Origin of the sequence: Streptomyces prunicolor (assembly GCF_045162825.1) — a bacterium.
Classification (GTDB): Bacteria; Actinomycetota; Actinomycetes; order Streptomycetales; family Streptomycetaceae; genus Streptomyces; species Streptomyces prunicolor.
Map to the genome: position 1 here is coordinate 4,765,575 of NZ_CP108676.1, position 12,699 is coordinate 4,778,273.

Consider the following 12,699-nt stretch of genomic DNA (forward strand, 5'->3'; position numbering starts at 1 on the left):
CTGCTACTTCACGTCGACGTAGTCGCCCGTGGCGTTGACCGCCGGGGTCGTCGAGGTGCCCGCGAAGCTGTAGCGGAAGTAGCCGTCGACCGTGGCCTTGACGGTGGTCTTCAGGGTGCCGGTGGAGCTGGTCTTGATGGTCTTGACCGTGGTGTAGGTGCTGGCGCCCTTCTTGCGGAACTGGAGCTTGACCGGCTGGGTGGAGTAGCCGGAGTACTTCTTGGCGTCCCAATTGGCGCGGGTCAGGTTGCCGGTGACCGTGATGGTCTTGCCCTTCTTGACGGGCTCCGGGGCGGCGTTGACCGTCAGCTTGGACAGGCGCTGGACCGAGACCTTGCCCAGGTTGTTCCCGAAGGTCGGGTTGCCGTCCTGGTCGAAGGCGATGGCGCCCGCCTGCCAGGTGCCGGCGATGCTGTTGACCATGTCCTCGTGGCTGGCGCTGAGGGTGGCCTTGCAGCTCTCGACGGTCGCGGAGGTGTCCGTGCAGGTCGGCAGGTCGTCGGGGGCGACGCCGTACTCCGACGACTTGATGTCGGTGCCGTGGTAGATGACCGGGATGGTATCGAAGTCGCTGCTCTTCAGGCTGGCGGCGTGGGTCACCTTGTAGGTGATCGAGAACTTCACGGAGCCCGTGGCGGGCACGACAACGGCCTTGCCGGCGTTGACCTTCACGCTGGAGAAGGTGACGTCGAGCGTGGCGGCGGTAGCGGCGCCGTCGGCGGTCGCGGAGCTGAACGCGGTCTTGCCGGACGTGGCGTCGGCGGCCTGTGCGGCCGGTACGGCGAAGGCGGAGAGGACCAGGGCGCCGGAGACGGCGGCCACGGTGGCGCGTATGCGCATGCGTGTTCCCCAAGTGGGAAAGGGGGCCCCGGCGCGCTGGTCGTTCCGAACGGCTCGTCGTCGGCGCCTGGGGCCCAAGTGATGGCGGAGCCTGTTGGCTCACGTGAGGTGATCCGCGACGGGCGGTGAGGGTTGTACGCCGGAAGCAGATCTTTGTACGGGGATTGCGAACTGATTACTTCACGTCGACGAAGTCACCTGCGGCGTTGACCGCCGGGGTGGTCGACGTGCCCGCGAAGCTGTAGCGGAAGTAGCCGTCCGCGGTCGCCTTGACGGTGGTCTTCAGGGCGCCCGTCGAGCTCGTCTTGATGGTCTTGACGGTGGTGTAGGTGCTGGAGTTCTTCTTGCGGAACTGGAGCTTCACCGGCTGGGTCGAGTAGCCCGCGTTCTTGTTGGTCTCCCAGTTCGCGCGGGACAGCTTGCCCGTGACCGTGATGGTCTTGCCCTTCTTGACCGGCTCCGGGGCGGCGTTGGCCGACAGCTGGGAGGCGCGCTGGAAGTTGAAGGAACCGGCCTTCTGCTTCCAGATGAAGTCGCCGTCCTTGGCATCGATCCACGCTTCGACGTACCAGGTGCCGGCGTTGTCGTTGAAGAGGTCGCCGACCCTCGGGTCCACCAGCACCGAGGCCGAGCAGGTCGAGGTCGTGGCGTTGACCTTCACGCAGGTCGGCTTGCTGGTCGTGAGGTAGCCGTAGCCGGGACCCTCCAGCTCGAACTCGTCGGCACTCGCGATGCCCGAGTTGTCGGTGGCCGTCACGCTGACCTTGATGCTCTTCGAGCTGGAGGCGGCCACGGTCACCTTGTTGTCGCCGTCGACGACCACCTTGGTGATCTTCGTGTCGCCCAGACTGCCGTCGGCCTGCGCGGCCGGGACCGCGAGGGCCGAGAGGGCGAGGGCGCCGGAGACGGCGACGACGGTGGCACGTATGCGCATTGTTCCCCCAGTGGAACGTGAAGGTGATCGCGGAGCCGGGCGGCTCCGATGATCAGATTCACGACGTAGGGGAATGGTTGTACATCTCGTGACTTTTTCTTGGGGTAATGATGAAGATCATCCGTCCCCGCCCGCTCAGTCGAACCAGCGGTCCCGCGCCAACTCCTCGGTCCGGGACGGGTCCTCCAGCAGCGCCGCCACCTCGAAACGGCGTGGCCACTGCCCGGCCGCCCAGGCCAGACCCGCCGCTACGCCCTCCAGCGTCGACGCGTGCAGCACCCCGTCCCGTGTCCGGCGCCAGTCGATCTCCACGCCGTCCACGACGAGTTCCTCGTGTTCGACGTAGGTCGCGGGGGTGAGGGGGCCGAGGAGGACGCGGACGGAATTCGGTACGTCGTGTTCGGTGCCCTCCGAGTCCACCGACCCCGTCACCGACTCGCTGAGGCGGCGGACCTGGAAGAGTTCCGCCAACTCGGCTGCCCTGGACGGGCGTACGGGGAGGAGTGGGGTGCCGGAGGTGAAGGGGAGCAGGTCGGGTGAGTCGACGACCACGGCGTCGGCCGCGTCCACGACTGTCACCTCGCCGTCGACCACGGCACGCAGGTCGTCCGGGAGGGTCACCTGGTCCGGGTCGAGGTCGGCCAACGCGCTGTACAGGGCGTGCAGTTGGGCGCCGGTGACCTCTCGGTCGGGGTCGGCGAGGCGGTCGAGGAGTTCGGCGGCGCCGCCGGGCTCGTCGAGGAGCGCGGCGACGGAGGTGCGGACGCCGAGGGCGCGCAGTACCTGTTCGTCGTCGAAGCCGGTCGCGTCCGCCTCGTCGTAGAGGCCGCGGAGGAGGGGGTCTCCGCCGGCGGCCAGGAGGCCCGCCGGGCGGCGGCCGTCCAGTACCGGGTGGCCTCGCAACCACCATGCCGTGTACGGCCGTACGGTCTCGTACGAGCCGTCGGGGAGGAGGATGCGGACCTGTTGGGTGATCGCGTCGCGGAGTGGGGGCTGGGCGAGGAGGGCGAGGGCCTGGGGCCAGCGGTCGTCGTCCACCAGGTCCAGGTCGCGTACGGCGACCAGTTCCGTGGCTACGGGAGGTACGGGGGTGTCGGGGAAGCGGTCCAGGACGTCTTCCGACCAGACGTCCACGGAGTCCAGCAGGCCGGGGTCGTCCGGTTCCGCGAAGTCGCTGTCCCGGGGCTCCAGTTCGTCGGGGTCGAGGACCACGTCGGTGGCGCGGACCAGGGCGAAGGTGGCGAGGACTCCGCAGGCGGCCAGGGGTTGTTCGCCCCAGCGGTCGGCCAACTCGGCGTCGACGAAGGCCAGTTCGTCCTCGCGCATCACCTGGGCGAACGGGCTGCCGGGCAGGACCAGTTCACCGGCGGGCGCGAGTTCGCCCTCCTCGTCGGGGAGGGCGAGAGCGCCCAGCCAGGGTTCGTCACCGGGTTCGAGATCCGCGTCCCGCACGAGAGCCAGCACCGTGTCCGCCAACTCCTCGGCGTCCGGGGCCGGTTCGTCCCATACGGCGCCGCCCTCGTCGTCGAGGGAGGCTGCTACGGCGGCTCGTACCTGGGGTGTCGTGAGGACCGCGCGGGGCGTCGCGGGGAGTGCGCCGAGCTTCTCCAGGAGGGGGTGCGCCGCGTCCGGGTGGGCGACCTTGAGGCCCAGCCGGGCGAGGACTTCGGGTTCGACCTGGGCGGAGTCGGGGGTGGGGAGGAGGACTTGGCGGGGCCCGATCGTCGTCCTGCCGTCGGCGAGCGGGACGGGGAGGCCGGTGAGGCGGTCCGGGTCCACGCCCGCGAGGCTGTCGTAGAGGCTGCGCCACCAGGCGGGGTCCTTCTCCAGGCCTGCCAGGCGGTCGACCGCGTCGGTGAGGGGGACCCGGGCTACGCCCAACGTCCGTAGTTCCACGCGGCGTTCGAGGCCCGCGGGGAGGAGGGTGGGGAGCACCTCGGCGAGGACCTGCACGGTGTCGGCGCCCGCGCCCTCGACGACCTCGGCGTCCCGGGGTCGTAGCGACTCGGGCAACTCCGATTCGTCGGTGGGGAGTTCGTTGTCGTCGGTGCGGGGTTTGATCGCGGGTGGGAGGAAGGCGGTGCGCGGGAGGCGCTGCAGGATCGCCTGGCGCAGGGTGCCGTCCAACTCGCCCTTGCCCAGCGGGCCGGGGACGAGGTCGATGATGCCGGTGGTCACCGGGCGCCAGGCGGCGAGGAGTTCGACGTACGCCTCCGCCGCGCGCTCCACGACGAAGTCGGTCAGCGGGCCGGGGGCGGCGTGCCGGCGGGTGGTGTCGAGGGGGAGCGAGGCGATCAACAGGGCTGGTACGCCCAGGGGTTCGTCGCTGGGTGTGGGGGCGTGGACGACGGGGGTCGTGCGGGGGCGGGCGGGGGTGCCGTCCTCGTCGACGGGGACGGCCCAGGTGACGGACCAGTACGGGCGCGACCGTTCCTCTACGGGGCGGTCGGCGAGGAGTTCCTTGTCGAGCGTGCCGTGCGCGGCGGCGGTGCGCCAGCGGGTGGTTCCGTCGCGGGTGTCCTCTACGACCGTGTCGGCGCCGTCGGTGCGGCGGCCGAGGGTGCGGGGGGCGTCGTCGCCGACCTCGATCACGACCTCGGCCAGGCCGGGGAGGGCGAGCAGCAGGGCGTCGTCGACGGCGCCCAGGAGGCGCTCGGCGAGGTCCTCGGCTGCGGTGTCGCGCAGCGGGAGGATGACGACCGTGTCGTAGGGGTCGGGGGCGGTGCCCTCGGCGGCGAACGGGAGGCGGAGCAGCGGGATGTGGCCGTCGCGGCGGCGGATCTCGGTGCCGAGGCCGGGGCTGTGGCGGGCGGTGTCGTCGGCGAGGGCGCGGGACTCGGCGAGCGACCAGCGGACGCCGCCGTGCCTTCCGACGACCGCGGGTTCGTCGGTCACCGCGACGACCGCGGCGAAGCCGACGCCGAAACGGCCGACCGCGCTGTCGCCCGCGTCGCGCTTCGCGGAGGCGCGAAGGGTGGAGAGGGATTCGACACCGGTGGCGTCGAGGGGGGCGCCGGTGTTGGCGGCGCACAGGACGCCGTCGCGGAGGGTGAGGCGGAGTCGGCCGGGTACGCCGGCGCGGGCGGCGGCGTCGGCGGCGTTCTGGGCGAGCTCTACGACGAGGCGGTCCCGGTACCCGCCGAGGACGAGGTCCTCCTCGGCGTTGGCGTCCTCCCGGAACCGCGCCGGGCTGGTCGCCCAGGCGTCGAGCACCCGACGCCGCAGACGGGCGGTACCGAACGGATCGGCACCCTCGGCAGCGGGCCGCACGAACTTACTCACGTACGTTCACTCTCCTCATCGACGTCGCGATGAAGGTACCGCGCGGAGGGGAGGGGGTTGCGCGGGGCTGGTGTGGAGACGGGGGTTGGGATGGGTGCTCCGGCCACTCACGACGTCTCGGGGAACAGCCGCGCGACAGCCGCCGTACGGCTCGACACCCCGAGCTTGCGGTAGACGTTCTCCAGATGCTTGCGGACAGTGCTCGGCTCGACCACCAACTGCCCCGCGATGGCTCCGTTGCTCAGGCCCTTCGCCACGGCACGCATGACGTCGAGTTCACGGAGCGTCAACCGGACGGGCGTCTGCCGTCGCCGAGCGGCCTCGCGGTAGATGTCGTACAGGTACGGGCGCATCAACTCCAGTGTGAGCCGGTCCCGTTCGCTGAAGGGGCGCACGTGCTCGCGGCTGAGGTTGTACATGCGGATGCGGCCGGGAGCGGTGGGCAGGGTCACCACGATCATGGTGGTGAAGGGGCGCATGTACTCGCTGAACAGGGCCAGGTTCCGGAACTCCCGCGTGGGCAGGTGGTCCGACAGCTGGGAAACCTCCAGATCACCGTGGCTCCGCTCGACCGCGACACAGTGGGGGTGCTGGTGCTTGAAGCGCCACCAGGCCTCGTCGTCCACCGGGGGGTAGTGGCCCCCGTACTCCACCGCCTGATCCCCCAGCGGGGACCGGGTGGGCAGGTCCACCTCGCAGAACTCCGCCAGGTCGCAGGGGACCAGCCGCCCCAGTCCCTCGAGCAGCGACAGCGGCGGGACCTCGTCCGTCGTGCTGTGCCGTGCCTCGTCGATGACGTCGAGCATCGCCCGCAGGTGGCGCTCGGTGATCGAGTGACGGCTCATGACCGCGGCCCCCTTTCCACCGCCTCCGGCTGCTTCGAAGCTACGCCCCTTTGCCCGGTATCGGGGTCCGGAGGATTCGCCGAATGGCGAATGGTGGCCACGAGGGGGCGGGGCCACCGTGGACCACGGAACATCCGCCCCCTCGAACGAGGGGATCCATGGACGGGGAGAGCTCATGAACGGACGAACCAGGCCGAGGATCAGCCGGACGAAGATCCTCGCGGGGGCCGGAGCCGTGGTGCTGGCCCTGGCGGCCACGGCCGCCATCCAGACAGACGCGGCCGCGGCCCCGACGCCGACCTGTTACGGCTTGACGGCCACCGTGTGGGGAGGAGCGGGCAACGACACCATCAACGCCGGACCGGCCAGGGACATCATCGCCGGCCTGGGCGGAAACGACACGATCAATGGAGGCGGGGGCAACGACGTCATCTGCGGAGGGGACGGCAACGACTGGCTCGTGGGCGGTGCCGGCACGGATCGCATCGCGGGCAGCAACGGCGCCGACACCATTCAGGGCGGGGCCGGCGACGACCAGATCGTGGGCGGGGCCGGTCGCGACCGTCTGATGGGGTTCGCGGGCAAGGACTCCCTTTGGGGAGACGCGGGCAACGACACGCTGGACGGCGGGAACGGCCAGAACTTCGCCGTGAATTGGGGCAACGACACCCTGACCGGCGGCTCCGGCAATGACCTCCTCAGGGGCAGCGCGGGCAACGACACGCTGTACGCGCGTGACGGTGTTCGTGACACCGTCCTCGGCTACGCCGGCTGGGATCGCTGTGTGACCGACCGTGTCGACACCAGGGTCGGGTGCGAGGCGAGTTGACCCACACGTCGACTCGGTTCCGGTTCGACGGGGTCGCCCTCCGGCAAGGGGAGGGCGACCCCGTCGGCCGTGGGTTTCCCGGCTTCAGGCGTGGTCCGGGGAACGTCGGTCGGCGAAGGTCTCGCCGAGACGGTCCAGGAAGAGGAAGAACACGGGAAGGCAGAGCAACGGAACGCCCAGGAGCAGCAGGTACGAGTGCGTCGGCCGGTCGGTGAAGATCATCCAGCCGTCGAGGACGAACATGGCGACCACGACGACCAGGTCGGCGAGCAACGCCCGCTGCCCCGCCGTACGCCGTCGCGCGTCGCGCAGGATGCGCTCCTCCACCTCGGGCCGCATACCGAACGACGCGAGCCCGAGCCGTACGGCGGTGGCGCACAGGTCGGCGGCCTCGTCGGCCGGGGCGTCCACCTGAAGCTCGTCGAGGTGGTGGAGGCGGACCCGGCGCCCGTCGCCGCCGTAGAGGTACGCCTGCCAACGAGGACTACCCCGCCTGACCTCTTCGACCCGGATGCCGTAGACGTCGGCCCAGGTCCAGGTACGAGTACGCAGCGGCCCCCGCACGGTGACTCCGTCGGCCGTGACGAACGTACGCGCCCACCACTGCTCCAGCACCACCCGGCCACCGATGAACAGCCAGAGCACCAAGACCAGCACCTGCCAGTTCGTCAGCCCGGTCGACGACAGCGAGTTCAGCGCGGTGACGACGACGAAAACCGCCACAGCCCCCAGGGTGACGCTCGCCGCCGGCACGCCCCGGTGCCTGCGGTACTCCCGCTCGATCCCGTCATTCATGGGAACTCCCCCCGTTTTCAAGGCCCTTCATGGCTGATGCGCCAGGGCGAGGGGATGTTACGACCGGCACCTATGAGCGCAGGACTCGCCCTGGGTGCCGCTGCCGTAGCTGCTCTTCACTCGTCCGACCGGTACCTGAGGACGAATCAGAGGCAAGGCACATATCGTCTGAACCGACCTTCCAATTCGACACGAAAAGGGGCTAATCATGTCCTACCGAATCGGCGTGATCATCGCGGCAGCGGCAAGCGTGGGGGCGTTGACCGTCCTTCCCGCGAGCGCGGGCGGTCAGGAACCGGGTGGCCCCACCGTCAGATTCACGGCGGGCGGCGCGGCCTGCGAGGCCACCCCCAACAACCCGCACTGGTCCTCAGGCGCCTCGGACCGCCGCATCCTGTTCAAGACCCGGGTCACCTGCACCGGCACCTATCCGTCCGTCACGGTCCGCATCCAGGGCAGCCTTCAGCGAGGACCGTTCATCGGCCCCAAGCTCGTCGTCGCGACCTCCGACCAGACCCAGGTGATCAAGAGCGGCAAGGCGCCACGTTCTACAGACCCCTGACCGCCGGTCGGCAGGTGTCCGCTCCGGGGATGTACACGGGATACATCAAGGGCCAGATCACCGCTCCCGTCCCCGGCAACATCGACGGCGGTCACTCCAAGACCGTCGAGGTGAAGTGACCCGTCGGCCTCCACTCCCTAGGGTCACTTCATGGACATTCGCGGCATCGACCCTCGTGACACCACGTGGGAGCAGGACCATGCCCAGTATCGGGTCTACTTCTGGGACGTGGCGGCGGTCACCGCGCACGAGTACGAGGTCCTGGGCGAGGTCGACATCGACGAAGTCCTGACCTGGGCGTCCCAGTACGCGGCCGAGCGGGGCTGGGCCTACACGGTCTACGCGGCGGTGACGACCGACGGGGACGGCCCGGGACTCATCCGGCTGGCCGGCGTTCTGGGCGACCCGTTCGCGGGTGTGTGAGGCACATCTCCCAGCGTGCGGGGACCCTTCGCCGCGAAAGTGTGACACTTCGGCGGGAAGTGTCACACTTTTTGAGGGTGGGTGCCGGGGGGAGCGGGGGACGAAGCCGGCCAGATCAGTTCAGGCGCGGTCACACCCCTCCCAGCTGGTGCACGAACCCCGTCCATGCGGCCGGGGTGACGGTGAACCGGGGGCCCTCAGTGTTCTTGGAGTCACGGATGTGGACTGTGCCGGGGACTACGGCGACCTCGACACAGGAGTCGCCTTCGGAGCTGCTGCTGTAGCTGCTCTTGAACCAGGTTAGTTCGGGCTCGCGGATCACGTTTCCCCCAGCAGTTGCTCGATGAAGGCTGTCGACTCACGCGGGGTGAGAGCCTGAGCCCGGCTGATGCCATACCGCAGTTCAAGGATACGTAGCAGCTTGGGTTCCGAGACCGGCCGACCGTTCGCCAGGACCGGCGAGCGTCCCACCGCCGAGCCGTCGGCGAACTTCAGCACATCGATTCCGCCGTCGACTCCCGCGTGTTCTTCGCGGTCCATCGGCATTACCTGAAGCTCGACGTTCCTCAACTGTGCTGTCTTCAGCAGGTGTTCCAGCTGTCGGCGCAGCAACTCCCTCCCTCCGAGCGGACGCCGAAGTGTCCACTCCTCCAGGACAAAGCCGAGTTCGGGCCCGGGGTCCCGCTTGAAGATCGTCTTGCGGGCCAGGCGCGCGGCGATGTACCGCTCTACTTCGTCCCCGGTATACGCGGGGCGCCTCATCAGGAGAAGGGTGCGTGCGTACTCCGGCGTCTGCAGCAACCCGTGGATGTTCAGGGGATCGTAGAGCTGAAGCTCGACCGCCTGCGCCTCCATCTTCGCCAGCGCCCGCACCTTCTTCGGGTAGCGGACCTTGGCCACGTCCTCCTTCATCGCCGAGATCAGCCCGTCCGCCCCCAACACCTCCTCGGACTAGTCCAGATACTCGGGCCGCGGAATCCGTTTCCCGCCCTCGATCTTGTAGACCAGGTCCTCGCCGCACCCCACCGCCACAGCGAAGTCCCCGACCCTCATCCCCACCGCCTCGCGCCGCAGTTTCAGCTGCCGCCCGACCGTCGCGAGGACCGCCAACCCCCACTCGTCGTCCGGGTCCACCTCCCAACCCGGTTCATCCACCTCGCCGTTGACCTGCTCCGGTTCACTCATCCCGCACCCCTCCTGATCCGTACGACCGTGCCGCGACGCCCCTACCCGCGTAACCGGTCCCGACAGCCTGGACACGACCGGACAACGCCTGGACAGTCACCGTACGCAACGAACACGTCACAGCTCACGGCAGACCCACCGAACTCCAGAAACCCGAACTCCGGTGCAGGTGGCGCCTTTTCCCAAGAACCCACGACGGTGAAAGGACCCCCACCAAGCCCCACCCCACCCTCCCGGCAGCCGGATCCGCCATTCGCCCATTTGGGTGAACATCACCAACTAGGCTGGATTCCGGGCAGGTTGCGTGATCTACGCTCAGCGCGACACAACCGCAGACAGCAGACAGCAGACATACGACGGCCCTCGCCGGGACTGGCATCCCAAGGCGAGGGCCTGACCACCAAGGAAGAAGAGCCTTCCCGATGGATACGCACGACATTAGCGCGCCCCCGCGCGCTCAGTCCCGGCACACCGCCGACAAACACCCGAACCAGCGGTACCGCGCCCACGGCGTTGGGCTGACTCACGACAACGCCCGCCACACCACCCGCTTCACGGTGATCGGCAACCACCTCGCCCAGCACCCGGAGTTGTCGGCCCTGGCGATCGGCCTCGGCGTCCACATCCAGTCCCTCCCCGCAGGCACCCGCGTCGACATCAAGACCCTCGCCGCCCGCTTCCCCGAGGGCACGACCCGAATCGCCGCCGCGCTACGGGAGTTGGAGACCCACGGCTACCTCCGTCGCGAACGCCACCGCATCCCCGACGGCCGCATCATCACCCGCACCATCTCCTGCAACCAGCCCGGCAGCAGCCGTAGAGACACTCATGCCCCGGCGACACCGAAGAAGCCGAAGAAGCACACGCCCCGCAAGGCACTGCCGCCCGTACCGCGTCCGGCCTACCCCTCCCCCGCGCTCATCCAGCAGGCCACGGATCTCCTCACAGGCCTCCGCCGCCACGACCCCCGCCTGCTCCTGTCGGCCTGCGACACGGCCCACCTGGCGCAGGGAGTCGCCGCGTGGCTGGAGCGGGACGTGGCCCCCACAGCCGTACGCCACACCCTGACCACGGACCTGCCATCCGATCCGCTACGTCGGCCCGCAGCCCTCCTGGCCCACCGGCTGACGGCCCAACTCCCGCCCCCACCACCGTTCCGCGCCCCGGCCCCACCACCGGCCGTACGCCACCCACTCCAGAACTGCGACCGCTGCGACCGCGCCTTCCGCTCACCGACGCCGGGACATTGCCATGACTGCCGTACTCCGGTTGCCGCCGGCCGCATTGGTCAGTGAACGTCCGCCTCGGGCTCCGGCAGCGGGAGTTGGTCGAGGTCGAGGGTGAAAGTGCGGCCGTCTGCCAAAGGGATGGGGAGCTTGCCGGTGCCGTACTTGTGGGTGTGGGCAGCGATGTAGCCCGTGCCGGTCGGCTGGGTGTGGAGGACCACTTCCCGCGCGTAGGGGTCGACGACCAGGTAGACCGGGATGCCGTAGCGACCGTACTTCGCGGTGCAGTCGTCGTAGTCCTTGCGGACGGACGAGGTCGAGACGACCTCGGAGATCAGCAGGACGTCCTCGAAGCTGTAGCGCGTGCCCTCGCGGTGGGCGTCCTCGCGCAGGATGGCGAAGTCGGGGGCGGAGTTCTCGTCGGCGGGGAAATCGATGTACACGTCGGAGGCGACCTTCGCGTGACGGCCGAGGGAGAGCGAGTCGATCTGCATCGACCGGATAGTGCTGGAGTGCTCGAAACTCTGCGGCGTCAAGATGATCTTCCCGTCGATTCCGAAGAAAACCACGTGCCCTTCGGGGAACTCGGTACGCGCAATCGTCGAGTCGATGCTCATGGCGCTGCTCCTTCCCGTGTACCGCCAGAATACGGCCCTACGAGTGCCCCAACTCCGCCGTTTCCTCGTCCGCCCCCACCGAGACCGACCCCGAATCCGCCGCAGGCCGCAGCGGGAACGGGTCCACCATCGTCTCGTCGATCACCGGGGCCGGGGGCTGGGGCGGTTTGGGCATGATCGCTGCTTCGGAGTGGCCGCCGCAGCCGTAGGACAAGGACACGACGTGGCCGTCCGCCGGGGAGAACTCGTTCGCGCAGACTCCGAACGCCTGGCCCAGGGAGCCGCCAATCGCGACCAGGAAGCCGCAGCTGACGCAGGCCGCGGGGGCCGCCTGGGCCATCGGGGTCTTCGAGCCGAAGCCGTCCTCCCAGCGGTCGGCGGCGACGTGGAGGCCGTAGCGGGAGAGGACTCGGGCGCGGCGGATGCCCAGTTCCTCCGCCACCGAGGCGATCGAGCCCCGGGTGGGGGCCATGGGGAGGGTGGCGGGGGTACCCGCCGTCACCTCCGCGTCCTCCGCCTCGACCAGTTCCGCCATCTCCTCGGAGACCGCGGAGTTCGGCGGGGGCTCGTCCTCGCCCGTGTAGCCGGGCTCCAGGCGGAGGTCCTCGGCGTCCGTGGGGAGGAGGTCGCCGGGGCCCATGTCGCCGGGGCGGAGGCGTTCGCTCCACGGGACCCATTCGGGGGCGAGGAGGGAGTCGGGGCCGGGGAGGAGGACGACCTCGTCCAGGGTCACCAGCTTCGCGCGGGACGCCCTCGCGACCGTCACCGCCCAGCGCCAGCCCCGGTAGCCGAACTCCTTGCACTCGAAGAAGTGCGTGACCACACGGTCGCCCTCGGATTCGAAGCCCGCGTGTTCGCCGACCACGCCGGGGGCGGCGGCCTCCTCGGCTGCGGCACGGGCGAGGTCGACGGCCTCGGCGCACAGGCGGTCGGGGGTGCGGCTTCGCGTGGTCGCTGCGCTCACAGGTATCGCTTCTCTCCTACGCCGTCTCACGGGTGCGCCTGGTGTGGCGAAGGGAGCGGACGGAGCGGCTGAAAGACATGTACCAGGCCCTTGGGGGCACTGGTGGAGGGCCGCGTCGACGTCCGCACCCGATCGCGCTCGGGCACGCCTACGCCATCCATTCTGCGGGATGGCCGAGAGGCGCGCGGCCGAGAACA

12 protein-coding genes and 1 pseudogene are annotated in these 12,699 nt (G+C 69.6%); 4 read left to right on the top strand and 9 right to left on the bottom strand.

Features of this window, described 5'->3' with window-relative positions:
- Positions 1-3: 3 nt before the first annotated feature.
- The 4 genes from OG588_RS21500 to OG588_RS21515 form a co-directional block, all read right to left on the bottom strand.
- Positions 4-840: a hypothetical protein gene (locus OG588_RS21500; protein ID WP_405948713.1), complete on the bottom strand. Its 837-nt coding sequence runs from the start codon at positions 838-840 to the stop codon at positions 4-6.
- Positions 841-1,015: 175 nt separating this feature from the next.
- The gene (locus tag OG588_RS21505; RefSeq protein ID WP_405948714.1) at positions 1,016-1,774 is read right to left on the bottom strand and encodes a calcium-binding protein; all 759 of its coding nucleotides are present in this window, start codon (positions 1,772-1,774) and stop codon (positions 1,016-1,018) included.
- A gap of 135 nt (positions 1,775-1,909) precedes the next feature.
- Complete coding sequence (locus OG588_RS21510; protein ID WP_405948715.1) at positions 1,910-5,056, bottom strand: sacsin N-terminal ATP-binding-like domain-containing protein; 3,147 nt, start codon at positions 5,054-5,056, stop codon at positions 1,910-1,912.
- A gap of 107 nt (positions 5,057-5,163) precedes the next feature.
- A complete protein-coding gene (locus tag OG588_RS21515; RefSeq protein ID WP_405948716.1) occupies positions 5,164-5,901 on the bottom strand; it encodes a LuxR C-terminal-related transcriptional regulator in 738 nt (245 codons plus the stop codon).
- A 175-nt stretch (positions 5,902-6,076) separates the two neighbouring features.
- On the opposite strand from OG588_RS21515, the gene OG588_RS21520 reads away from it, so the two are divergent.
- Positions 6,077-6,730 (top strand): calcium-binding protein, encoded by a 654-nt coding sequence (locus OG588_RS21520; protein WP_405948717.1) that lies wholly within the window; start codon positions 6,077-6,079, stop codon positions 6,728-6,730.
- Positions 6,731-6,814: 84 nt separating this feature from the next.
- On the opposite strand, the gene OG588_RS21525 is transcribed toward OG588_RS21520, so the two are convergent.
- The gene (locus OG588_RS21525) at positions 6,815-7,525 is read right to left on the bottom strand and encodes a PH domain-containing protein (protein ID WP_405948718.1); all 711 of its coding nucleotides are present in this window, start codon (positions 7,523-7,525) and stop codon (positions 6,815-6,817) included.
- Between the two features lie 208 nt (positions 7,526-7,733).
- Here OG588_RS21525 and OG588_RS21530 point away from each other — a divergent pair, with 208 nt between their 5' ends.
- Positions 7,734-8,087, top strand: a complete 354-nt coding sequence (locus tag OG588_RS21530) for a hypothetical protein (RefSeq protein ID WP_405948719.1) — start codon at positions 7,734-7,736, stop codon at positions 8,085-8,087.
- Positions 8,088-8,237: 150 nt separating this feature from the next.
- Positions 8,238-8,510: a hypothetical protein gene (locus tag OG588_RS21535; RefSeq protein ID WP_405948720.1), complete on the top strand. Its 273-nt coding sequence runs from the start codon at positions 8,238-8,240 to the stop codon at positions 8,508-8,510.
- Positions 8,511-8,640: 130 nt separating this feature from the next.
- Here OG588_RS21535 and OG588_RS21540 read toward each other — a convergent pair whose 3' ends face one another.
- Together OG588_RS21540 and OG588_RS21545 are read right to left on the bottom strand one after the other, a co-directional pair.
- The gene (locus tag OG588_RS21540) at positions 8,641-8,832 is read right to left on the bottom strand and encodes a DUF397 domain-containing protein (RefSeq protein WP_405948721.1); all 192 of its coding nucleotides are present in this window, start codon (positions 8,830-8,832) and stop codon (positions 8,641-8,643) included.
- Positions 8,829-9,695, bottom strand: a pseudogene (locus OG588_RS21545) (helix-turn-helix domain-containing protein). The gene OG588_RS21540 and the pseudogene OG588_RS21545 overlap by 4 nt, the downstream one beginning before the upstream one ends.
- Before the next feature lie 422 nt (positions 9,696-10,117).
- On the opposite strand from OG588_RS21545, the gene OG588_RS21550 reads away from it, so the two are divergent.
- Complete coding sequence (locus tag OG588_RS21550; RefSeq protein WP_405948722.1) at positions 10,118-10,990, top strand: helix-turn-helix domain-containing protein; 873 nt, start codon at positions 10,118-10,120, stop codon at positions 10,988-10,990.
- On the opposite strand, the gene OG588_RS21555 is transcribed toward OG588_RS21550, so the two are convergent.
- Together OG588_RS21555 and OG588_RS21560 are read right to left on the bottom strand one after the other, a co-directional pair.
- Positions 10,984-11,538: a Uma2 family endonuclease gene (locus OG588_RS21555; RefSeq protein ID WP_405948723.1), complete on the bottom strand. Its 555-nt coding sequence runs from the start codon at positions 11,536-11,538 to the stop codon at positions 10,984-10,986. The two genes, OG588_RS21550 and OG588_RS21555, sit on opposite strands and share 7 nt — an antisense overlap.
- 37 nt (positions 11,539-11,575) lie before the next feature.
- Positions 11,576-12,502, bottom strand: a complete 927-nt coding sequence (locus tag OG588_RS21560) for a DUF3027 domain-containing protein (protein WP_405948724.1) — start codon at positions 12,500-12,502, stop codon at positions 11,576-11,578.
- Positions 12,503-12,699: the final 197 nt, after the last annotated feature.